Genomic DNA, 21364 nt, shown 5'->3' on the forward strand with positions numbered 1-21364 from the left:
TGCACACTCCTCCCATGTCTTACGCGACCAAATTTCTGCGTTTTGCCTGCTGCTTGCGATGTGTAAAGCGATAGAGTGCTTCATACCCCACAGGTACGACAATCAGTGTCATCAAGGTGGATGAAAGTAACCCGCCAATCACGACAAACGACAATCCCTGGGACAGCATGCTCCCTTCTGAAAAACCAAGCGCAAGCGGTAACATGGCTGCAATGGTAGCCACTGCTGTCATCATGATCGGCCGAAGGCGTGTTCTGCCCGCTTCGATAATCGCTTCGCGCACGGAGATGCCTTCTTCTATATGCTGCTGGACCCTGTCGATCAACACGATGGCATTCGTCACCACGATTCCAATCAGCATCAAAAAACCGATCATGACCGTCATATCCATTACTCCGCCTGTCATCCACAACGCGAGTAACCCTCCTACGGATGCAAGTGGAATCGACAAGAGAACTGCGATGGGAGACGAGAGATTACCAAAGGAAGCGACCAGTACCAGCAAAACGAGAAACACGGCTGCACCCATGGCGGCGATCATTTCTGTAAAACCTTTTTGCATATCCTGCTGAACGCCTTCCGAACTCATCTTGACACCATCTGGCAGAGCGAGTTGTTGCAGCTCACGTGTCTGTTTCGCTGCGACTCCCCCTTTGTCCACATCATTTAAGATGTCTGCGGTAATCTGGATGTACGGCTCCCCGTCCTTTTGAAGAAGCTCTGGCGTTACGTCTACTTTTTGCAACGTGGCGATTTCCTCCAGAGACACCTGCTGTCCAGAAGGCGACTTTATCCAAATCCTCGGCAAATCTGTCAGCTCAGCCAATTCCCCGGTTCCAAAAACAAGCTCGAATTCTTTCTCACCCTGCCTGAGATTTTTCAACTGGGTAGAACCAATGGCAACACTCACTTCTTTTGCCACCTGCTCTGGCGTTAGTCCCCAGCGCAGCGCTTGATCACGATCGACTTTGATGGTTACCTGCTTGCTTCGATTGGATACATTGTCTTTGATGTTTGCGAGTTGAGGATTTTCTTTGAGCGTCGCTTTGATCGTTGTCGCTGCTGTCTGCAAGGTAGACATATCCTTGCCATAGAGGACGAGCTGATAGCCACCTTGACCGCCAGCTGCTGGCTTACTGAATGTGACCTGCGCATTTGGCGGAATCAATGGCTCTACACGCTTGCGCAGCTGTGCCTGTACCGCATCCTCATCGGAACCGCTCTTTAGCTTGATCGTCATATCAGCCAGATGGGATCGTTTGGCTGCATCATCGACTGCTCCCATCTTGCTTTGGACGTACATCACTTGCGGTTCCTGGAGTATCGTTTGCTCAATCTCTTGTATCTTTGCGCTCGTCGTATCAAGCGAAGTCCCTGTCGGCATGCTGACTTTGATATACAGCAGATTCATATTCAATTCAGGTAAAAATCCTGTGGGCAGCCGTGAAGCTAGCCCCACACTCCCACCTACCAACAGCAAGGTCACCAGGGCAACCTTTCCTTTGTGTGCGAGTGCTCGTTTAAGAAAAGCCACGTACTTTTGCGAGATAAAACCCTCTCGATGCTCTCTTTCACCATCCTTGGACATCGTGATGCTGGCCAATAGCGGAACAACGGTTACCGCAACGAGTAAGGAAGCCAGCAAGGACCAGGAGACAGCGGCTGCAAATGGTTTGAAAAAGTCGCCCAGCATCCCGCTTACAAACGCGATGGGCAAAAAAACAGCGACTGTCGTCAGTGTCGAGGAAGTGATCGCATTGCCTACCTCGCTGACTGCCTTCCTAATCGTGTCTTTGGTTCGCGGCTCATGTTGAAAGCGCCGGAAAATGTTCTCGATCACTACAATGCTGTCATCGACTACCCTCCCGATTGCTACTGTCATCCCGAACAAGCTCATGATGTTCAGCGTAATGCCGTTCATTTGCATGCAAATGACGCTGACGAGCACACAGAGCGGAATCGAAACGACGACAATCATCGTCGTTCTCACACTGCGCAGGAATAAAAAGATGACGGCAATTGCCATGAAAATGCCCATGATCCCCTCTTTTGCCATGCCGCCGATTGAGCTCTTTACAAAATCAGAGCGGTCCGACACCATCTCCATCGATAAATCAGGGTACTTCGTTCGATAGTCCGCCAGCTTTTCCAGTATCGTGTCGCTGATTTCCACGATGTTTCCTTCTGCTGTTTTCGTGATTTGCACCGCCACTGCGGATTTTCCATTCAATCGACTAATCGATGTACGATCCAGTTCCCATTGGACATCTGCCAAACTTCCGAGCTCCACGTACCCTTGCTCCCCGACGCTATTCGCTTTTTTCGGCAAAGGTATTTTCGTCCGTTGCAGATCTGCCAGACTGGTGTATTCATTGGAAACGCGGGCAATATAGTCCTGCCCATCCCCTGTAACACTGCCAACAGTCTGCGCTGTGTGCTGAGCTGCAATACTCTGTCTCAGGTCGGAAACCGTCATGCCATAATAGTGCAACACCTCTAGCCTCGGGTTGATGCGTATGATCTTGCTCTGTGTTCCAATAACTTCGACTGATTCTACACCTTTGATTGCTTGCAGCTCCTCGACGATTTTATCCTCTACCAACCGATAAAAGGCTTCATCGCTGCGCTTCTGCTCCTGATTGCTTATTGCCAAGAAGTACATTGGTTCCGAACCAACCATGCGCAACTTCACTTTCGATCTACCTGCTGTATTGGGTAGCTTTGTGTTTGCCACACTTTTTTCGATCTCATCCTGTACCTTTTCCATATCTGCGGATGAATCAATCGAAATGGTCAGCAGAGAATGATTTTCCTGAGAGCTAGATATGTACGTTTTAACTCCGCTCACTGTATCTATTGCTTTCTCCAGTGGCTTCGTCACATCCTCAAGGACATCTTTTGCCGAAGCATTCGGATAACCCGTCGAAACAGTGATCATCCCTAGCTTGGCCTGAGGTTCACTTTCAACATTGATGACGGCAAAAGAGTATATACCGCCCACGATGACAAGTAAGCAGATGATCACAACGAAGGCTGGATTTTTTAACGATAATCGGGTCAGCCATTGCACGAATCGTATGCCTCCCTTCTATTAACCCATCCGCACATAAACACCGAACGGGTATCTCTGTTGACAAATATAAGGAAGTAATATGAACGACAGATGAACGAATGCTGCTGTTCCCCAAAAATTGTTACACAAATGCTTAACGCAGCGGAAAGCGTCCCGCTTTCCCGGAAAAACAACCGTTTGCGCGCACAAAAAAACGGCAGGCACCAGGGCCCGCCGCTCTTGTTACTCATCGATTACTTGCGAAACATCTCTGTAAACCACGCGGCCGAAGCCTCTACTTCCTTCACCGTCAGCTGATGACCATATGAATCCCAATGCACAGTCACGTCAGCACCTGCTTCTGTCAGTAGTCGGTTCAGCTCCTCCGTCTCTTGTGCCGTACAAATCGGATCATTCGTGCCCGCTCCGATGAACACCGGAATGGCTGACATATCAGGCAGAGCTATCCCACGGCGTGGAACCATTGGATGGTAAAGAATCGCCCCTTTTAGGGGATTCGGGTAATGGAACAGAAGACTCCCTGCGATATTCGCCCCGTTCGAATAGCCGACTGCCACGATATTGTCTCGCTCGATCTGATACGTAACCGCCGCCTGATCCAAAAACTCATGCAGCTCCTGCGTGCGGTGGACCAAATCCTCTTCGTCAAAAACACCCTCTGCTAGGCGTCGGAAGAATCGCGGCATACCGTTTTCGAGAACATTCCCACGGACACTCAGAACAGAAGCGCCTGGATAAATGCGATTGGCCAGTGGCAAGAGGTCGTTTTCATCTCCACCTGTTCCATGTAGCAGCAACAGTGTTGGTGCTTCTGGATCGGTTCCTTTTCGGAAAATATGCTTCATATTCATGATTTATCTTCCTCCAACACTCTGACTGTAATCGTCGGCAAGCCTTGCTCAATCTGGGTGCGACGTGGCTCATACCACTCGGGGAGCATCAGTTTTTCGCCCAATGTTTCAAATGGCTCATCTCGTTCAAAGCCTGGAGGATCGGTTGCAATCTCAAACAAAATCTCGCCAGGCTCGCGGAAATAGATGGCATTAAAGTATTGACGGTCAATAATATCTGTCGGATGGAGACCGGATTGAGCCGCGCGCTGCTGCCAAAGTTGGTGATCCTGATCGTCTATGGCACGCCATGCGATGTGATGAATTGTTCCTGCGCCACCTTCTCCTCTCGGTATCGGCTCGGCATTCACGTCAATGACATTACCCAAATCGCCGTGAGCCTGGAAACGGACAAGGCCGTTTTCTTCGCCAACTCTGGTCAGTCCCATCAGTCTCTCGAGAACATCCATCGTGTGGGCTGGAGCCATGCTGTACAAGATCGCTCCGCCGAAGCCTTTGATCGCCTTGTCAGCCGGCACTCCGCCAAAGGACCAATTGCTCGCTGGGCCGCCTTCACGTTCCACGATCTCCAGCTGTAAGCCGTCTCTGTCCGTAAATTGCAGATACGTTTCGTTAAAACGCTCCATGCGGCGGTACTCGATTCCGAATTTTTTCAGTCGATCCTCCCAGAAGGAAAACGCCCCCACCGGAATCAAGAAAGTCGTATAGCCAACCTGCCCACCGCCCACGCGTCCGCGGCGACCAGATTCCCACGGGAAAAAGGTGATTGCTGTACCTGGACTGCCGACCTCATTCCCGAAGTACAGATGATACACATCTGGCGCATCGAAGTTGATCGTTTTTTTCACCATGCGCAATCCGAGAAAACCTGCATAAAAATCAACGTTATTTTGGGCACTTGTGACAAAAGCTGTGATATGGTGAATCCCTGCTGTTTGCTGTGTCATTTTGAATAGCCTCCTCTAATTATTATTTACTTGCTTGGAATGTGTTGTAGCTCACGAACTCTCCAACGGGCTTGCGGTACCCTCTGACACGCTGGTTGGATGTATCTTCTTTTCCAATTGTGATCATCAGAGCTGGCACAAAGCTGTCTGGAACCTTTACTATCTCTTGGACGGCTGCTGGGTCGAATCCGATCATCGGGCAAGTATCCCAGCCCTTATCCTTGGCAGCGAGCATGAACAGCATTGCGGACAAATTGGCATTGCGGATCGCTTCATCGCGCTTGAACTGCTCTCCTCCAGACTCGTACATCGTTCTGACAGAAGCATTGTTGTGCTCGTACTCGCGTTGATCCATGATTCCTAAATGAAGAAGACCTTCATTGATGCGCTCTACACTTTGGTACGCATCCTTGTCTCCGAATACAAGCACAACTGCCGAAGCGGTTTTTACCTTATATTGTCTATATGCCGCTTCATATACACGCTCTTTTGCTTCTGGGTCAGTAATAACCACATAGTGGGCGTGCTGCAAATTGAATGCAGATGGCGCGAATTTGACCAGCGACATGATTTCATCGATCTCAGCAGGTGTTATCGTTACGTCAGTTAGAAACTTGTTTGCGGATCTTCTGTTTTTTACAAGGGTAGTGAATTCACTCATGGGACTTCCTCCTCGATTTTTTCTATCTCATTCATTTTTTAATATCTTAAATTAAAGATAATAGCGTTTAAAAATGTTCCTGCTTGGGGAAGTAGGATGAAGATGTTACAAAAATTAATATCTTGAATTTAAGATAATTATAGGACTAAAATTCTCCCTTGTCAACAGCCCAAGGCCAGAAGAATGAAATCTCTTCCAGCCTAAGCTCTTGTTAGTTAGCGTACCAATAAGCAGCATACTCGGACATGATTGACGGATATCTGATTAGACTAAGTAACTCATGGAACCATTAGACGCTTCCCAACGTGCTTTTCTTTCGTTTTACTAGTTATTACTCCAACTGTAGAATAAATATCCCCTTATCATTTTAGTCGTTCAGTTAACTCAGCCACTTTATTCTCTAAATCGTTTAACCTTCGATTAATCCTGTAAAAAATAGGTATGTATAATACAGCAATGATAAAAACAGTCCACACCACTTTAACTCATCCCCCGTTCCTTTAATGTGAAACAGCAGTAATAATTCTAATAAAGAATTATTACTGCTGTAATTATTAATCAAATGACTCTGCTATTTCTTTCAATTCTTCTGGTGTATAGGATTCTTGAGATTGCAGAGCAGTTTTAGTTTTTCCTTTATCACCACTTGAAAGTGTTAAACTATAGGATAAATCAGAATCCTTCCAATATAAAACTTGAACAACTCTATTATCCATGTATTTACTTTCTTTATCGTCATTAACTTTCAAAGTTGCAAGGTCGTATTCATCACTAAAAGGAACGATATTTGCATCGGAAACATTGACTGTTGCATATTCCCCAGTATCTTCATTTACATAGGTTATTTCCAAAATCTTATTCTCACCTATTTCCATAATTTGCGCATAACTGCCTGTTGGTTCAAAAGGCAAATTACCTGGCTGCTTGACATCAAAATCGATTTGTTTTAGAGCCTCATTAACTTCTATTGTTTTAATAACTTTACCTTCCTTGTCATTGCTTTCTTGTTCAGCTGCTACTACTACGGGGTTTGATAGAAAATGAACGTAAGCTACCGAGCAAGCTACTCCAAGACATAAACTTATTCCTGCGCCGATAACTGTATTTAGAATTTTCATGAGTTAAACCTCCTTAGTCATTTGATATAAAATTCACTTGCTTGTTCCATACTAGAGCAATCCCATGGTTGAGAGTTACAAGCTACTGGTGGGGCATTTTGAATAACTAAAAAAGTTTGGGGATTTTTATCAGGATAATAACCGGCTTTTTTATTTGGCCCCACAGATAGACTGCTATAGTCGAGCAAATGTTTCCCAGAGTGGTCGGAAGTGTTGTAAATAGTTTTTTTATCGTGTGGTGAATAAATATAAAAATTTTTGTAGATAGGGTCTCCACGTCGAACATCTGGAGTCCATTTTGAACTTACAAATTTTATAGAATATGCATCTGGTGCTTCAACATAATCTGCTTTTTTGTTTTTATAATAGGCCAGTTCACTTGTATCTGAAAGATTATTGTTGCAGGTCATATAACTACCAGCTTTTACACCGCAAAAATCGTCTTGCGCTGAAACAAAAACAGTTGACATTAAAAAACTTAGTACAAAAATAACCGAGAACAATCCCATTTGAAATTTTTTCAAATTCAATCAATCCTTTCCTAATTTTTACAATAATAATAACAATAATTTTAATTTATTTCAATAATTTGTATTTTCTTTCATATCCATTTTATATCCGTTAGCATGACTAGGTTTCATAGGTTTATATTACTCAGTTGGTTTTATAGAGACTTTAGGAGGGCGTTTGTTAGGTAGCTCTATATCTTTACAATTTACTTGGTGGAAAAAACACTAGGAAAGTGAAGAGGTTGAGGAATATAAGTTGCCATTTGCGTAGGTAAAACTTATGACTTTTGGCTGAATCAGCATGACAATTGCTACGGCTTGTTCTCGTGAAAACAAGTACATATCGATTTTCTTAGTATTGGTTCGACCTTTACTCCTAACAAAGTGGGAGTGAAGGTCGAAAGAGTTCCGAACACTAACTTTTCAAGGCTCCGTATGTCAGTTTTCGTACCAATAAAGAGCATACTCGGTCATGACAGAAGGATACCCCATTTGGCGAAGCATCGCCGTTATGTTTCCACGATGATACGTTCCGTGATTGACCACTTGCATGATGATTTCTGCCAAGCTCGTATCGCGTACTCTCGTGTACGGGTTATCAAGGACAATGCGCCGCTCCAAATCTTCTTCTTGGCTGAGAAAAGCTCTGTATTGCTCGACCAGTTCGGCATACAACTGCTCTACTTCCTCCAAGCTTTTTCCCGTAATTTTCTTCTCTTGCTGCCATGTCTCATTCATGGCCATTTGCATATCCATCCCCTGCAATATGAGAAGCCAGGTTTGATCCACCATATAAATATGCTCCATCACTTTTGAAACGGTCGGAAAAACGCTTTGGACCTCCTGCTCGTAAACACCTTCCGGAAGTTCCTTCAAGCGATTGATTAAGGTTTGATTTGCCCACTTGTGAAAGTCGTACATGTTTTTGGCATAGTGCGTCATGATAAAGCCCCCTCTTTGGTTCGTCGATAGCTCTATCATAGACCCGCTTCCCTGACAAATATGGTCAGTGATGCTTCCTTCTCCAACCAATATCTCATTTTTTCTAATGAAAACAGTTGTTCATGTGGTGGACTCAGTGGGGGAAACGCTTCTTCATACAGCGATTTTGCTACTTGCATATGGTTGCCCCTACATGACCAGACCCTCCGACTACCACAATCCAGCAGACGAGAGCTGATCTGGCAGTTGTTTACCCGATTTGGCGTACAGGCGAACCAGTGAAAACCTAATCAAAAGCCCCCTTCTTACAGCTACCGCGCTGCCAGAAAGGGGCTTTTAGCTATCATTAAGCGATGAACTTCAAACCAACAATACTGATGACAATCCCTGTAATGAACAGAATCCGCTTCCTGTCCCTCGACTCTTTGAAAAACAACATCCCTACCAGTACGCTTCCTGCTGAGCCAATGCCCGTCCATACAGCATAAGCTGTTCCGACCGGGAGCGTCTGTACAGCAGACGAGAGCAAGTAAAAGCTAATACTTGCGAAGATCAAACAAGCAACCGTTGGCTTCCATTTTGTAAATCCTTCGGTTAATTTTAACGAAATCACTCCACCAATTTCTGCGAAACCAGCAATAATCAACATCGCCCATGCCATGCTGTCCACCTCCAAGTTGTTATGCGTTCTCTTCTTCTGGCTTGCTCGACAGCTTCAATCCGATAATGCACGTGAGCAGCAACAGGATAAAAAAGATTTTCAAGAAAGATACACCTTCACCCAAAAACGTAAATCCAACGACGGCCGTTCCCGCTGCACCAATCCCCGTGAATATCGCATACGCAGTTCCGACTGGAATCCTCTTCATTGCCTGAGCAAAAAAGTAGAAGCTGGTTACGATTAATAGAACCGTGACGACACTCACTACGGGCTTCGTGAATCCATCCGAGAACTTCAGTCCCAATGCCCAAGCAATTTCGATCATTCCGCCAATGATTAAATAAAACCATGCCATGTGATCACCTCTTTGATGTTTATGTTTCATTTGAAAATGAATGAACGTCAGTCATTTTTTGCCAAATAAAAAAGAATTGGATATGCTCCAATACTTCTTTATTGGATACCTAGTGATCTTTTGCAAAACGAAGCATCTCCGCTTTATATTCATCTGGTGCTACATTCTTCTGATCGCTGCTGTAATAGCGTTCTGATGTGGCCTCGACCAGCGTAATAATCATTTTGGCCGTCCATTTTACATCAATATCTTTCAAGATGGCGTTATCACTGATTGCTTGCACGAGGACGCCTTCCATCCACTCATAAAAAGGCTTGTAGATCATTCCCCATGTCTCCAATGAATTATCAAGTGCAAATCCGGAATAGCAAAGGATGATGACATCCCTGTATTCATCGGTAAAGGAAAAGGTCTCATCAACCAAAACTTCGAGAACGCTCTCGATATCCTTTTTTCCCTGTAGCTTATCATTGATCCGCTGGAAGGTAATCGTCAGCAGATTATCTGCAATCGCTGGGACCAGAGCCATCTTGGATGAGAAGTACAGGTAAAACGTCCCTTGGGCAATCCCTGCTTTTTTTACGATATCGGATATGGACGTCTTATCCAGCCCTTTTTCCGATATGATCTCGATTGCCGCGTTGAGGATTTTGGAATATTTATCGTCTTTACTGACCGCCAAGTAACTTCCCTCCTTTTAACCGAACGATTACAACTGACTGACTGTCATTCATTTTATCAATTCATTTTGAAACTGTCAAATCCAGCTGAAAAATCAGCTCCTCGCCATATTCTCCCGCATACCTTAATCCTTGATCTACAAACCCTGCCTTTTTATACAGTTGAATCGCCGGGGTATTTGTATGATGAACCGTCAACACAATTTCATTCCGCATCGGGTAATGCTCTCTCGCGATGTCAGACAGGCTATGTAATGCTTTCAAGGCGTAGCCCTTCTTTTGATGACGGGAATCGATCGAGAACGACTTGAAAATAATCGCCTGATCATTTGGTGTGTAGGGATTACCTGTGCGTGGCGTGAATAAGGCAAAACAGCCGATTAGATGACCTTGGTATAAAATCACATAGGGCTGCTGATCAGAATTATTTTGAGATACTTCATGATATCGACTGGCATAGACGTGTAGATCGCTTGTTCTAGCGGCAAATCGTAAGCCATAATCGAAGGGTAGTCGCTTTTATCGTACGGTCTGATAATGAACATATCAGTTCCTTTCTCTTCTTCCGGCAAAATTCGCGGCAGCCCGGTATGAATCTGTAAGCACCAGACTGCCACCACCCCGAAATTGATTCATTTACTCGGCTTTTGATTTCTGTTCCCCTATTTTCTGATTCAGCTTTTTGAATGCCAATGCTAGCTCTTCCTTCGGGATCATCGCATACCGATCGCCAATACTTACCTCATAGGAGCTAGAAGATTCGTCGTCCTGTCTTACATAATGCGTGAAGCCAATCCCTGTCTCTTCACTAAGTGAGATTATGATACGCTCGAGCTCTTCTTTCGGCAAATCTGCGTGCACATGAAACATGTTGGATACAGGCACGGCCGGTCTCGTGGATATCCCCTGGCATTGGTTGTACAATCCCGCCAGCTCTTTTGCATGCTCGTAATATTGAGTGAATTTATGTTTTCTCTGCTCAAAATGGTATTCTGCCGTGACAATATACGGGTACAAACTAATCAGGTCCCCACCATGGCGTCTTTTCCATACCTTCGATTGCTTCGTGAAATCTTCATCCCCAGCCAGGATCGCTCCGGCAATTCCACCTATTCCTTTGTAAAAGGAAACGTACACGCTATCAAACAATGCGCATACCTCATCGGCTGATTTCTGGTAATACGGCAGGATTTCCAAAAGCCGGGCACCATCTAGATGCAACCGAATTCCTTTTTCCCGACAATAACGGGAGATCGCCTCCAAATCCTCATACGCGGGTAGTTGTCCGCCAATCTCACGCTGTGGCAATTCCAGCAACAGGCACGCGATATCGTCGTCCATGCCGAGAACATCGTCCAGTTCAATCACTCTGTCTTTATCCGCCAGCAAGACTGCCTCAATCTGATGCAACTCCTTGAGCCCATCCTCCTCGTGAATCTCCAAGTGGCAGAGTGGATGATAGGCGACCTTTTTGATTCCCTTCTCATCGCACCAGATGCGTAACGCGATTTGTTGGGCCATCGTACCGCTGGGAAAGAATACGGCAGACTCTTTGCCCAAATATTCGGCCATCTTACTCTGGAAATTCTCGATGAGTTCGCCTGTTCCGTACATATCACCCTCTACATCCCCATCCACCCTGGACAGGACCTGCTGCAATTGATGGAGGTCTCTCTTGCTGTGCCCGGCGATTTGATAAGTGGTCTTTTTAAATACTTCTCGCAAGGATTTCATATCGCTCATTTTGGCAGTGCTCCTTTTTATTTCTCATCTTCAATCGCTTGATAGGCAGTGGTCCAGAAATCAAGGAAAGCACCAGGTGGTTGTGGTGAATCCATCAGACGCTGCGTCAAGAGAATGCCAATCATTTCTTCCTGCGGATCTGTGTAGGCTGACGTTCCGAAACCACCGTCCCAGCCAAATCGCCCAGGCACCGTCCACAGATCATAACGCCTTATGTTTACGGCCATTCCGAAGCCCCAGCTGCTATGGCCACCGAAGAAAACGTGGAAATCAGCCTTCTGTTGTGCGGTCAGATGATCCATTGTCATCAGCTCTATGGATGGACGGGACAAAATCCGCTCACGTCCGTAACTTCCCTTGCCCAGCATCATCTGGCAAAACGCCAAATAGTCGTCCACGGTGGAAACAAGCCCTCCCCCACCTGACTGGAAAACCGGCGGCTTGCTCCACTGACCCGTTCTCGGATCACCGTAAACCTTCAGTCCTCCATTGTTGTAATCACTCATGTAGCTCGGTGGCAGCCTATCCAGCTTCTCCGCCGGAACATGAAATCCGGTATCCTTCATGCCAAGCGGCTCAAAAATACGTTCCTGCAAAAATGCTTCCAATGATTGTCCGGTTACGCGTGAAATCAGTACACCTAATACATCCGATCCTATATGATACGCCCATGATTCTCCCGGCTGGTGGAACAGTGGCAAGCTTTCGAACTGCTTCATCCATTCATCTGGTGATTTTGTAGGGAGGTCCGGTCCAGGGACGAATCCCTTTTCTGCCATGGCGCGCTGAATGGGGTACACATCCGGGGGAGCCATGATGTATCCGAATCCAAGCTGAAAGGTAAGTAAATCGCGCAGCGTAATTGGGCGCTTGGCTGGTACAGTGTCATCCAACGTACTATCGATTCTACGCAACACCTGGCGCTGACTCAGTTCCGGCAGCCATCGATCTACACTCTCATCCAGCCGTAGCCGACATTCCTCCACCAAAATCATGGCGGCTACGGCAACAATCGGCTTCGTCATGGAAGCAATGCGAAAAATCGTGTCACGCCGCATCGGTTCTCCGCCCTCTAGTGATTGCGTGCCAATTGCATCGACATGCACCTCGCCTTTACGATAAACCAGTGAGACCAGTCCTGGCAGTTCTCCGCGCTCGACATAGCCACTCAGCCTGTCATGCATGCGTCCGAGTCTGTCTAATGAAAATGCTCCCTTGCTCATCCCTTAACCCCTCCGTCCGGTTTTCAAAAAAACGCTTATGGAAGTGGTGGTTATTCTCGGATGCAGATGCTTCTTACCTTTAAGATATCACATTTCACGAGCAGCTTATGTCGTTTGTTGTTAGACGTACTGTTGGCGATATTCACTCGGGGTCTTACCCGTCATTTTTTTAAACAACGTGATAAAATACGGCGTATTCGACATTCCCACCAATTGCGCAACATCCGCGATCTGGTTGTTCGAATGAACCAGCAGCTCTTGCGCCTTTTCTATCCGTTTTTTCTGGATGTACTCCACGGGCGTCATATCCATGAGTCTCTTAAACGTTCGCTGCAAATGAAACGGACTGCCATGGCACATATCAGCCAAATGCTCCAACGTCAGCTTTTCGTTATAATGAGAATCAATATACTGTGTAATTTGTGCCACCCACTCACGATCAGGCAACCTCTCTCCCGTGGGTTTGCATCGTTTACATGGACGAAACTCTTCCCGCAGGGCTTGGCTTGCATTTTGGAAAACCCGCACGTTCTCCCTCTTCGGCGGCTTCGACTTGCACGACGGTCTACAAAAGATCTTCGTCGTTTTAACCGCATAAAAAAATTGATCATCGTAAAACGCATCGTTATGAATAATGGCATGCCACCGCTCATCGGTTACCCGTTCCTCCAACACATTTCATCTCCTTTGCCATAGCCGTTATCGAATCGCTTGCTCTTACCGACAGTATACCCCCACGCTACGTGATCCGTACTACTAGAAGATTAAAATAGCAAGATAACGAAATGACAGTATTGCTTTTTTTGTTATAAAACTAGGAGGAAGTCAGACAGGAGGTTTTCGCATGACAAGCGGTCTATCACACGAGGCTTGGGTCGATAATAGAGAAGAAATAATCTTGCCCGTACCTACGGAATTCAGTTTTTCGCAAAATCTTCAATACTTGTCCAGAGCATCCAACGAATGCATGTTTCACATTCAAAACGGGCGCCTCTACAAAGCCATCCCGATTGAACAAGATCCACAAGTGGTCGAAATTCACGCAGATAACGATCAAGGATTGACTGTACGTTTTCTCAGCCCTTCGCTTCCCACTGAAAACGTCCGGATAGAGGTAGCACGCTATGTCCGCGATTGGTTCGATCTCGATCGAGACCTGGTTCCGTTTTATGAGCTTGCCGCAGGGGATGTTCTTCTAAAGCAGGCCGTTGAAAAGTTCTACGGGCTGCGGACCATGGGCATTCCCGACCTGTTTGAAGCACTCAGTTGGGGAATCATTGGACAACAAATTAACCTGACCTATGCGTACACGCTTAAACGGCGGTTGGTAGAGACATTCGGAAGACGGGTAGAGTTCGAAGGACAGACGTATTGGCTTTTTCCCACAGCGGCAAAAATCGCCGGATTATCCGTCGCTGATCTGGATGGATTGCGCATGACGACCAAGAAATGCGAGTATTTGATTGACGTCGCACAACTCATCGTTGAAGGGAAACTATCGAAAGAGCTATTATGGGACGGAGGAGATTATCAAACCGCGGAAAAACGTTTGACCTGCATCCGCGGGATTGGACCGTGGACGGCCAACTATGTGCTCATGCGCTGTCTGCGAATACCCTCTGCTTTTCCCATTGATGATGTCGGCCTGCACAATGCGATCAAATTTTTACTAGGCAAAGAAAAAAAGCCGACAAAAGCAGAAATACGAGAGCTGTCCAAGGCTTGGACGAATTGGGAGTCGTACGCTACTTTTTATTTATGGCGTTTTCTTTATTAATCAAAGGAGGTTCTATCCTATGCTAAAAATAGGTTCGCACGTATCATTCTCCGGTAAAGGACTGCTGAATGCCGCTGAAGAAGCAGTCACTTACGGCTCGAGTACCTTCATGATCTACACGGGTGCACCGCAAAACACCCGCCGTAAGCCGATCGAGGACCAGTACATTACGGAAGGCAAAGAAGTAATGGCCAAGCAGGGCGTGGATGAAATTGTAGTACATGCCCCGTACATTATTAACTTGGGCTCTTACAAGGACGATACCTATGAGCTCGCTGTCCGCTTTCTGCAAGAAGAGATTCGCCGGACCGACTACATTGGCGTCAAAAATATCGTGCTGCACCCTGGCGCATACACAGACAAAGACGCAGAATACGGCATCGCCCGAATTGCAGAAGGCTTGAATGAAGTTCTGACAGGCGTCAAAGACACCAACGTGAACATCGCGTTGGAGACGATGGCGGGCAAAGGGACGGAAATCGGTCGCAGCTTTGAGGAACTCGCGGCCATCATCGAGAAAGTAGAAGACAACAGCAGGCTGACCGTCTGCATGGATACTTGCCACATTCACGATGCTGGCTACGATATTGTCAACGACTTCGATGGCGTCTTGGAACAGTTTGACCGGACAATCGGCTTGGATCGTCTCGCCGTCGTTCACTTGAATGACAGCAAAAACTTCCGCGGGGCTGGCAAAGACCGCCACGCGCCAATCGGTGCGGGACTCATCGGCTTTGATGCGATGAATTACATCGTGAACCATGAGAAAATCCGCCACCTGCCGCTTGTACTGGAGACACCTTGGATCAGCAAGGATAAAGGCAACGAGCGTCCGATGTACGAAGCAGAAATCGCCCTCCTGCGCGGGGAAGTGGACAAGCGTTTCGGTAACGAATTCATGGACCATGTAGAGCGAATCGATTTCTTTTTCCGCAAACAAGATATCACCAGACGTGAGTATGTGATTGGGATTTGGGAGCTGCTCAAAAACGACGCGAAGGCAAAGAAAGCCGATGGCCGCGAGCCGATGGAGCGTCTGTACGATCTTGTGAAGGAAGCGAGATTGTTCCCAGAGCTCACCGAAGAGCAGATCAATCACCGCTTGGCTGCCTACTTCGCGATTCCAAAATTCTCGTAATGTAAAAGCACTTGATGTAGGCTGACCATGGCTTCCTCCTGTTGGAGTGAATCCGACACACGTACCAATAAAGGGGGGGAGCCATATGCCTACGCCAAAAAAGCCAGCACCTCAAGATGCTGACTCTACCAAAACATACACCCTGCTCGGAGCTGATCGCTCTTTTTATCAAAGTAATACTCCAGGTACATTAGGAGGGTACCAGCCACACAAGATATATGGCCGGCTGGATTGTCCCTCTGCCATCAGAGCCATTACGCGAGGCGGTTATGTGCGCCATCGTGTATTTTTTGCGGATGAAGCTACCGCTATTGCTGCGGGGTATCGGCCTTGTGCTGTTTGTTTACGAGAAAAATATTTGTTGTGGAAAACGATGCGTGCGTAGATCAATGCGCTCTGCCATTCCGTTCATTTCCTCGCTTGAAATTCCCTGTGATTTTCGCCAGATGCAATTGTACTGTCTTGTCATCTTCAGCTGCATGTAACTTTTCCAGAAATCTTTCCGCTTCCTTCCCCTTTAACGTTTTTACCAGCTTCCCTTGATAGTCAATGAATACCGTCTGATCTTTTGCGATCCGATAGTGAAAGGGATCTTCGTCTAAACGATTTCTTTTATCAATCCGGTTCATTTGCCAGCCTCCTGGTCTCTCTATAGAACACCTGCTGGGATTCGAAAGAGTACATAGTTACCCGTCCACATTTGTGACGTGATAATCATCTTCTCTTTCCCCCGTTCAAAAAAGTATCCGGCCCCTTCTTGCTGGATAAAGGTCCAGCCTTTTTCTGTCACTGCTCGTTTCATCGCTTCTGCCGCTGAAGCTTGATTCGCTTGCGGCCCATACCCATACCAATCGACGTTTTCCTCCGTCGTCAATTTGACGATGGTTCCCGTGTTTTCGCCCAACAGCTCCGTCACTTCTCTTTTGGACTTGGATTCGAATGGTAATGCAGGATACCAGATCAGAGAAACATACGCGATCATGATGAAACAAAAGCCCAAGAAGAATAGGAGAAACAGAACTTTCGCTCTCTTGTTCATGTCCATGCAACTACTCCTCTTCCTCAAAAATCGCAACAGGACGCGCCCATCCCGCGCTCGCTCCTTTCACTTTTACAGGAAACACAGAAACGGTAAACCCGTAGGGCCTCGGCAATTGCTCCAAGTTCGCCAGCTTTTCAATTTGGCAATACTCTTTCTCTTTTCCCACATAGTGAGCCGCCCATAAAACACCATCGCGTGGATTTTGTTTATAATCAGCCGCTTGAACGGAAAACGGGATATCCCATCCCCACCCATCGGTTCCCATGACCTTAATTCCTTGATCAATCAGCCAATGTGTTGCTTCGGCGGATACTCCTGCATGTGATTGAAAATAGTGCTCTTCATAGTATCTTTTATCCGCATCCGTCCTGATCAGGACAATATCGAACGGTTTCAGTTCGTACTGGATTTGGGCGAGCTTCTGTTTGACATCATTCACCGTGATTTCGTAGCCAGACGGCTTCTCACTAAAATCAAGCAGGACACCATCTCCGTAGAACCACTCCAACGGTAATTGATCTATCGTTCTTGCTGGCTCTCCCTCTGAGGTAGGCCAGTAATGCCAAGGTGCATCTACATGTGTTCCTGTATGTGTCGTGAGTGTCACCGTTTCACTCGCCCAAGCCTTCTGTTCGGGAAAATCCGTTGGCTGCAGTCCAAAATACTGCGCAGCTTGGACAGCCCCTTCTTCATGACTATTGTATTGAATCTCAGGTGGAAACGGTTCTTTTGCCAGACGATCAAGAGGCACACTCAGATCAATGAACCGACGTGCTTTTCTATTCATAGCAGGATTCCCTTCTTTCCCCTTTGTAATTTTCTGTATTTTCGTTCAACATTACTGTACTACCTGCCTTCCACCAGCGTCAAATGAACACAAGCAAAAGGCCAGTACCTCGTTGTCTATACAGGTACTGGCCTTTTTATGGAGATTCAATTGGAATTTGTACTTCTACATACGTATCGCCCCCATCCGGGGATTGCAGATAGGTTTCTCTGCCTGGCTGATCCTTTTTGATCCGGTATTGATTGCGCTCTATCCATTTTGCCAAGTCAACACAGGCCGTAGAAGGAACGAATGGCTCTACACGTTGGACCAGGGTGGCCATCATCGGCTCCTCTGGAAGCATACGTATTTTCAGCATATCGGATGGCAAGGGAATGTCCTGTTTGAGCACATAGCCGATCTCCAATTCGAATGCCGCCTCGTCTCTCTCCGACTCCCTCCACAAAACGATGGGAGAAAGCATTCCTCTCTTCTGCTTGCCAGCATATTGAGCCAGTCGATCAAAAAATATCGGAATCTCTTCCACCGTACCTTCCGCACGGAACGAGACCACTTTTTGGGCTTCGATTCGTTTAAAGACAACCTCTTGTTCTACGTACCGCTTTTGCTCGATCGATAGCAGACGCTCCTTGATTCGATTCAATCGTGCTTGCTCCTCCTCAAGTAGCTGCTCCATTTCCCTTTCTTTTTGCCTGAATATGCTGTGCACTTGTTCCATGGACATCTCTTCATGAAGCAATTGCTGAATTTGTTGCAACGTAAATCCCAAGTCCTTGTACATGAGGATTCGATTGAGCGTAACCAATTGCTCTGCTGCATAAAACCGATAGCCAGTCTCTTTGTCGATATCCGCTGGCTTCAAAATGCCAATTTGATCATAAAAGCGAAGCGTCTTTAAGGATACTCTGCTCAATCGGGAAAATTCACTGATCTTAAACATGGAAAACCCCCAATCTATCATTCCCTTGACTTTACCCTGTACGGGAACGTTTATAGTGGAAAAAAATCATGCTTACAAAGGGGCAATACGAGATGGATTACGACATTTTTCACTTGGGAGAGGTTCGCTTGCAGTCAGGAGTGACCCTACCACATGCATATATTGCTTATAAAACGTATGGCACGCTCAACGCAGCCAAGGATAACGTCATTATATTTCCTACATCGTTTGGAGACCAGCATTACCAAAACGAATGGCTCATTGGGGAAGATAAGGCTTTGAATCCGAATCAATATTTTATCATCATTCCCAACATGCTCGGCAACGGGCTATCGTCCTCTCCGAGCAACACGGCAAACCCGTATGATCAGGCGAATTTTCCACACGTAACGATCTACGATAATGTCGTACTTCAGCATCGACTCATTACGGAGAGGTTCGGCATCAAAAAAATTGCGCTGGCAACCGGCTGGTCGATGGGGGCCATCCAGGCTTTTCATTGGGCGGCGAGCTATCCAGATATGGTCGAACGATTGGCTCCTTTTGCCGGAACCGCAAAAACATGGCCGCATAACATCGTCTTAATCGAAGGCATCCGAGCTGCCTTGCAGGCCGATGTAGCTTGGAATAATGGGCAGTATACAGCATCTCCCGAGGTTGGCTTGCGTACCTTAGGGCGTGTTTATGCGAGTTGGGGATTTTCACAGTCATTTTACCGCGAGGCATGCTATAAAGCTTTGGGCTATGAGACACTTTCCGAATTTATCTCGGGATTTTGGGAGGAGAGCTTTGTTCCGTCGGATGCAAACGATTTGCTAGCGATGATGTGGACGTGGCAGCATGCCGACATTAGCCAAAATGATAAGTACAATGGAGACTTTGAGGCGGCGTTGCGAAGCATCCAGGCACGAACGGTTGTGATGCCTGTACGGACTGATTTGTATTTCACGCCAGAAGACAGTGAATATGAGACGAAGCACATCCCTAACGCTACTTTTAAGCCGATTGAATCGATCTGGGGACACTTGGCCGGGTTTGGGCTTAACCCTGCCGATACCGCGTTTATTGATAACACCTTAAAAGAACTGTTGCGGACAAACTGAAAATGCGAAGTAGAGGGACACCTATAAAGGTGCCCCTTCCTTTTTTTTCGTAAGGAGTGACCAACCAGATCAGCAACCTGCTGGCCCTCAATATCGATTACGAAAAAATGTTGCTCAAACAAAATGCGTGCAAGCCCTAGATCGTTTCACATAAAATGAAATGGAGAAAAAAGGAGGGATTTCCAAATGGCCTCATTAATTTATCATGTTGCTGTATCGCTAGACAATTTCATTGCCGATCAAGGGATCATAGATGGAAATATTGAAAACACTCTCTTTTTATTTGAGGGAGAACATGTACCGGACTTTTTATCTGAAATTCAGGAATATGATGCTGTGCTGATGGGCGCCAAAACCTACGAGTTTGGATTTAAATTCGGTGCCAAGCCGGGCGAACCAGGTTATAAGGGAATCAAGCATTATATTTTCTCAAACTCCATGCAGTTTGAATCCAATGCAGAGGTCGAGCTGGTCAAAGGCGATGCCATCGAATTTATCAAGAATCTCAAGCAGCAAGAAAACAGCAAGCTGTGGCTATGTGGGGGCGGTGAATTGGCAGGAGCGTTACTGGCACATCAACTGATTGATCAATTAGTGCTGAAAGTGAATCCGGTGATGGTCGGTGAAGGTGTCCCTCTATTTGGAAGTGCGAAGCCACGCCTCAAACTCGAGTTAGTGGACATGAAACAGTACGCGAACGGCGTAACGAAACCTACTTACAACATTGTTTATATATAAACTCGCTTCACAAGAAAAACGGGACCGCATCATTCGGGCCCGTTTCTCTTATGAAATTACAACGGTATATTTTTCGGTACTTCCGCAGCTTCTACATACTCTATTTTTCCAAGTAAGCTCCCTTTGCCCATGCCTTCAATAAAGTACCTTCTTGCCTTCCCCATTGTACCCCGTCAATGTGTACGAAACCCGCACGTTATCAGTGTTATGTGGTAGCTAGTAAAGCTCCCGTTAAAGTGATAGCACCGATAGCATTAGCAGTCCCGTCATTCGTTAGTGCGACTAATGAATACGTGACGTTCCCCGTCCCAGGTGTTAAATCAACGTGGTTCACACTCGTTGCTTCAAAGGTGCTATTTCCAGCTGAATGGTGATTGATACTAAAGATGGTCGTAGCCCCACGTAAAATTTGCAGCTGAATACTCGTAGTCCCCGCGGTAGATTCCCAGCCGACGATCCCCGTTAACCAAACCGTGTTGCCAGCTGACACTCCTGTCATTGTGATCGTTTTAAGTGTTGTGGCAACAGTAGTCAACGGGATTGCCGAACTTCCTACCGTGTTTGGAGTGTTCTGAGATACGTGAAATTGTTGGAAAGCTCCGGTTGGGCCTGTGGCTCCAGTTGGGCCTGTCGCTCCTGCTGTTCCTGCTGTTCCCGTGGCTCCAGTTGGGCCTGTCGCTCCTGCTGTTCCCGGTGTTCCTGTAGCTCCCGTTGGGCCGGTCGCTCCCGCTGTTCCTGCCGTTCCCGTAGCTCCAGTTGGGCCGATCACTCCCGCTGTTCCTGCTGTTCCCGTGGCTCCCGTTGGACCAGTCGCTCCCGCTGTTCCTGCCGTTCCCGTGGCTCCCGTCGGGCCAGTCGCTCCTGCTGTCCCCGTTTCTCCTGTTTGACCTGTAGCTCCTGTAACTCCAGCTGTCCCCGTTCCTCCTATTTGACCCGTAGCTCCTGTAACTCCAGTTATCCCCGTTTCTCCGGTTTGACCCGTGGCCCCAGTAGCTCCAGCTATCCCTGTTTCTCCGGTTTGACCCGTGACCCCAGTAGTTCCGGTTACCCCGGTTGCCCCGGTTTGACCCGTGGCC

Annotated in this window: 25 protein-coding genes and 1 pseudogene; 5 read left to right on the forward strand and 21 right to left on the reverse strand. The window is 46.8% G+C overall.

What is annotated here, in order from left to right:
• Positions 1–19: 19 nt before the first annotated feature.
• The 16 genes from ACQ5DJ_RS25820 to ACQ5DJ_RS25895 all read right to left on the reverse strand — a co-directional run bounded on the left by ACQ5DJ_RS25820 (position 20) and on the right by ACQ5DJ_RS25895 (position 13438).
• Positions 20–3070 carry an efflux RND transporter permease subunit gene (locus ACQ5DJ_RS25820; protein ID WP_429844932.1) on the reverse strand — a complete coding sequence of 1017 codons (3051 nt, stop codon included), beginning with the start codon at positions 3068–3070 and terminating at the stop codon, positions 20–22.
• Between the two features lie 236 nt (positions 3071–3306).
• Entirely contained in the window at positions 3307–3924 is a 618-nt protein-coding gene (locus ACQ5DJ_RS25825; RefSeq protein WP_429844933.1) for an alpha/beta hydrolase, read from the reverse strand.
• Positions 3921–4871 carry a ring-cleaving dioxygenase gene (locus ACQ5DJ_RS25830; RefSeq protein ID WP_429844935.1) on the reverse strand — a complete coding sequence of 317 codons (951 nt, stop codon included), beginning with the start codon at positions 4869–4871 and terminating at the stop codon, positions 3921–3923. The genes ACQ5DJ_RS25825 and ACQ5DJ_RS25830 overlap by 4 nt, the downstream gene beginning before the upstream one ends.
• A gap of 22 nt (positions 4872–4893) precedes the next feature.
• Entirely contained in the window at positions 4894–5532 is a 639-nt protein-coding gene (locus ACQ5DJ_RS25835) for a nitroreductase family protein (RefSeq protein WP_429844936.1), read from the reverse strand.
• Between the two features lie 554 nt (positions 5533–6086).
• Positions 6087–6650: a hypothetical protein gene (locus ACQ5DJ_RS25840; RefSeq protein WP_429844937.1), complete on the reverse strand. Its 564-nt coding sequence runs from the start codon at positions 6648–6650 to the stop codon at positions 6087–6089.
• A gap of 17 nt (positions 6651–6667) precedes the next feature.
• A complete protein-coding gene (locus tag ACQ5DJ_RS25845) occupies positions 6668–7180 on the reverse strand; it encodes a hypothetical protein (protein WP_429844939.1) in 513 nt (170 codons plus the stop codon).
• 417 nt (positions 7181–7597) lie between these two features.
• A complete protein-coding gene (locus ACQ5DJ_RS25850; RefSeq protein ID WP_429844940.1) occupies positions 7598–8101 on the reverse strand; it encodes a DinB family protein in 504 nt (167 codons plus the stop codon).
• 35 nt (positions 8102–8136) lie between these two features.
• Positions 8137–8280, reverse strand: coding sequence for a hypothetical protein (locus tag ACQ5DJ_RS25855; RefSeq protein WP_429844941.1), 144 nt, complete (start codon positions 8278–8280; stop codon positions 8137–8139).
• A 167-nt stretch (positions 8281–8447) separates the two neighbouring features.
• Positions 8448–8762 (reverse strand): DMT family transporter, encoded by a 315-nt coding sequence (locus ACQ5DJ_RS25860; protein ID WP_069852705.1) that lies wholly within the window; start codon positions 8760–8762, stop codon positions 8448–8450.
• A gap of 19 nt (positions 8763–8781) precedes the next feature.
• Positions 8782–9117 carry a DMT family transporter gene (locus ACQ5DJ_RS25865; RefSeq protein WP_376900230.1) on the reverse strand — a complete coding sequence of 112 codons (336 nt, stop codon included), beginning with the start codon at positions 9115–9117 and terminating at the stop codon, positions 8782–8784.
• 109 nt (positions 9118–9226) lie between these two features.
• A complete protein-coding gene (locus tag ACQ5DJ_RS25870; protein WP_429844942.1) occupies positions 9227–9799 on the reverse strand; it encodes a TetR family transcriptional regulator in 573 nt (190 codons plus the stop codon).
• 61 nt (positions 9800–9860) lie between these two features.
• On the reverse strand, positions 9861–10202 hold the full coding sequence (locus ACQ5DJ_RS25875) for a GNAT family N-acetyltransferase (protein ID WP_429844943.1): 342 nt from the start codon (positions 10200–10202) through the stop codon (positions 9861–9863).
• On the reverse strand, positions 10199–10414 hold the full coding sequence (locus ACQ5DJ_RS25880) for a hypothetical protein (RefSeq protein ID WP_429844944.1): 216 nt from the start codon (positions 10412–10414) through the stop codon (positions 10199–10201). Before ACQ5DJ_RS25880 ends, ACQ5DJ_RS25875 begins: the two co-directional genes overlap by 4 nt.
• A gap of 19 nt (positions 10415–10433) precedes the next feature.
• Entirely contained in the window at positions 10434–11540 is a 1107-nt protein-coding gene (locus tag ACQ5DJ_RS25885; protein WP_429844945.1) for a threonine aldolase family protein, read from the reverse strand.
• Between the two features lie 17 nt (positions 11541–11557).
• On the reverse strand, positions 11558–12763 hold the full coding sequence (locus ACQ5DJ_RS25890) for a serine hydrolase domain-containing protein (protein ID WP_429844946.1): 1206 nt from the start codon (positions 12761–12763) through the stop codon (positions 11558–11560).
• Positions 12764–12883: 120 nt separating this feature from the next.
• A complete protein-coding gene (locus tag ACQ5DJ_RS25895) occupies positions 12884–13438 on the reverse strand; it encodes a bifunctional transcriptional activator/DNA repair enzyme AdaA (protein ID WP_429844947.1) in 555 nt (184 codons plus the stop codon).
• 169 nt (positions 13439–13607) lie between these two features.
• Here ACQ5DJ_RS25895 and ACQ5DJ_RS25900 point away from each other — a divergent pair, with 169 nt between their 5' ends.
• The 3 genes from ACQ5DJ_RS25900 (at position 13608) to ACQ5DJ_RS25910 (ending at position 16063) form a co-directional block, all read left to right on the forward strand.
• Positions 13608–14540 carry a DNA-3-methyladenine glycosylase 2 gene (locus ACQ5DJ_RS25900; RefSeq protein ID WP_429844948.1) on the forward strand — a complete coding sequence of 311 codons (933 nt, stop codon included), beginning with the start codon at positions 13608–13610 and terminating at the stop codon, positions 14538–14540.
• 19 nt (positions 14541–14559) lie between these two features.
• A complete protein-coding gene (locus ACQ5DJ_RS25905) occupies positions 14560–15678 on the forward strand; it encodes a deoxyribonuclease IV (RefSeq protein WP_429844949.1) in 1119 nt (372 codons plus the stop codon).
• Positions 15679–15763: 85 nt separating this feature from the next.
• Positions 15764–16063, forward strand: a complete 300-nt coding sequence (locus tag ACQ5DJ_RS25910; RefSeq protein WP_429844950.1) for an Ada metal-binding domain-containing protein — start codon at positions 15764–15766, stop codon at positions 16061–16063.
• Position 16064: 1 nt separating this feature from the next.
• Here ACQ5DJ_RS25910 and ACQ5DJ_RS25915 read toward each other — a convergent pair whose 3' ends face one another.
• The 4 genes from ACQ5DJ_RS25915 to ACQ5DJ_RS25930 all read right to left on the reverse strand — a co-directional run bounded on the left by ACQ5DJ_RS25915 (position 16065) and on the right by ACQ5DJ_RS25930 (position 18447).
• The gene (locus tag ACQ5DJ_RS25915) at positions 16065–16307 is read right to left on the reverse strand and encodes a hypothetical protein (RefSeq protein WP_429844951.1); all 243 of its coding nucleotides are present in this window, start codon (positions 16305–16307) and stop codon (positions 16065–16067) included.
• A 20-nt stretch (positions 16308–16327) separates the two neighbouring features.
• Positions 16328–16723 carry a hypothetical protein gene (locus tag ACQ5DJ_RS25920; protein ID WP_429844952.1) on the reverse strand — a complete coding sequence of 132 codons (396 nt, stop codon included), beginning with the start codon at positions 16721–16723 and terminating at the stop codon, positions 16328–16330.
• 4 nt (positions 16724–16727) lie between these two features.
• A complete protein-coding gene (locus tag ACQ5DJ_RS25925; protein ID WP_429844953.1) occupies positions 16728–17507 on the reverse strand; it encodes a cyclase family protein in 780 nt (259 codons plus the stop codon).
• Positions 17508–17643: 136 nt separating this feature from the next.
• Positions 17644–18447 carry a MerR family transcriptional regulator gene (locus ACQ5DJ_RS25930; protein WP_429844954.1) on the reverse strand — a complete coding sequence of 268 codons (804 nt, stop codon included), beginning with the start codon at positions 18445–18447 and terminating at the stop codon, positions 17644–17646.
• A 92-nt stretch (positions 18448–18539) separates the two neighbouring features.
• Here ACQ5DJ_RS25930 and ACQ5DJ_RS25935 point away from each other — a divergent pair, with 92 nt between their 5' ends.
• Complete coding sequence (locus tag ACQ5DJ_RS25935) at positions 18540–19550, forward strand: alpha/beta fold hydrolase (RefSeq protein ID WP_429844956.1); 1011 nt, start codon at positions 18540–18542, stop codon at positions 19548–19550.
• A 186-nt stretch (positions 19551–19736) separates the two neighbouring features.
• Positions 19737–20288, forward strand: coding sequence for a dihydrofolate reductase family protein (locus ACQ5DJ_RS25940; protein WP_429844957.1), 552 nt, complete (start codon positions 19737–19739; stop codon positions 20286–20288).
• A 205-nt stretch (positions 20289–20493) separates the two neighbouring features.
• Here the strand turns inward: ACQ5DJ_RS25940 and ACQ5DJ_RS25945 are convergent.
• A pseudogene (locus ACQ5DJ_RS25945) lies at positions 20494–21364 on the reverse strand (collagen-like protein); the annotation flags it as partial.

The sequence above is a fragment of the Brevibacillus sp. FIR094 genome, assembly GCF_050477165.1.
Taxonomy (GTDB): Bacteria; Bacillota; Bacilli; order Brevibacillales; family Brevibacillaceae; genus Brevibacillus.

Coding starts and splice junctions, on each gene's coding strand:
- ACQ5DJ_RS25825 (WP_429844933.1), bottom strand. CDS start 3,924: ATGAATATGAAGCATATTTTCCGAAAAGGAACCGATCCAGAAGCACCA.
- ACQ5DJ_RS25830 (WP_429844935.1), bottom strand. CDS start 4,871: ATGACACAGCAAACAGCAGGGATTCACCATATCACAGCTTTTGTCACA.
- ACQ5DJ_RS25835 (WP_429844936.1), bottom strand. CDS start 5,532: ATGAGTGAATTCACTACCCTTGTAAAAAACAGAAGATCCGCAAACAAG.
- ACQ5DJ_RS25840 (WP_429844937.1), bottom strand. CDS start 6,650: ATGAAAATTCTAAATACAGTTATCGGCGCAGGAATAAGTTTATGTCTT.
- ACQ5DJ_RS25850 (WP_429844940.1), bottom strand. CDS start 8,101: ATGACGCACTATGCCAAAAACATGTACGACTTTCACAAGTGGGCAAAT.
- ACQ5DJ_RS25855 (WP_429844941.1), bottom strand. CDS start 8,280: ATGCAAGTAGCAAAATCGCTGTATGAAGAAGCGTTTCCCCCACTGAGT.
- ACQ5DJ_RS25860 (WP_069852705.1), bottom strand. CDS start 8,762: ATGGCATGGGCGATGTTGATTATTGCTGGTTTCGCAGAAATTGGTGGA.
- ACQ5DJ_RS25865 (WP_376900230.1), bottom strand. CDS start 9,117: ATGGCATGGTTTTATTTAATCATTGGCGGAATGATCGAAATTGCTTGG.
- ACQ5DJ_RS25885 (WP_429844945.1), bottom strand. CDS start 11,540: ATGAGCGATATGAAATCCTTGCGAGAAGTATTTAAAAAGACCACTTAT.
- ACQ5DJ_RS25890 (WP_429844946.1), bottom strand. CDS start 12,763: ATGAGCAAGGGAGCATTTTCATTAGACAGACTCGGACGCATGCATGAC.
- ACQ5DJ_RS25900 (WP_429844948.1), top strand. CDS start 13,608: ATGACAAGCGGTCTATCACACGAGGCTTGGGTCGATAATAGAGAAGAA.
- ACQ5DJ_RS25905 (WP_429844949.1), top strand. CDS start 14,560: ATGCTAAAAATAGGTTCGCACGTATCATTCTCCGGTAAAGGACTGCTG.
- ACQ5DJ_RS25910 (WP_429844950.1), top strand. CDS start 15,764: ATGCCTACGCCAAAAAAGCCAGCACCTCAAGATGCTGACTCTACCAAA.
- ACQ5DJ_RS25915 (WP_429844951.1), bottom strand. CDS start 16,307: ATGAACCGGATTGATAAAAGAAATCGTTTAGACGAAGATCCCTTTCAC.
- ACQ5DJ_RS25920 (WP_429844952.1), bottom strand. CDS start 16,723: ATGGACATGAACAAGAGAGCGAAAGTTCTGTTTCTCCTATTCTTCTTG.
- ACQ5DJ_RS25925 (WP_429844953.1), bottom strand. CDS start 17,507: ATGAATAGAAAAGCACGTCGGTTCATTGATCTGAGTGTGCCTCTTGAT.
- ACQ5DJ_RS25930 (WP_429844954.1), bottom strand. CDS start 18,447: ATGTTTAAGATCAGTGAATTTTCCCGATTGAGCAGAGTATCCTTAAAG.
- ACQ5DJ_RS25935 (WP_429844956.1), top strand. CDS start 18,540: ATGGATTACGACATTTTTCACTTGGGAGAGGTTCGCTTGCAGTCAGGA.
- ACQ5DJ_RS25940 (WP_429844957.1), top strand. CDS start 19,737: ATGGCCTCATTAATTTATCATGTTGCTGTATCGCTAGACAATTTCATT.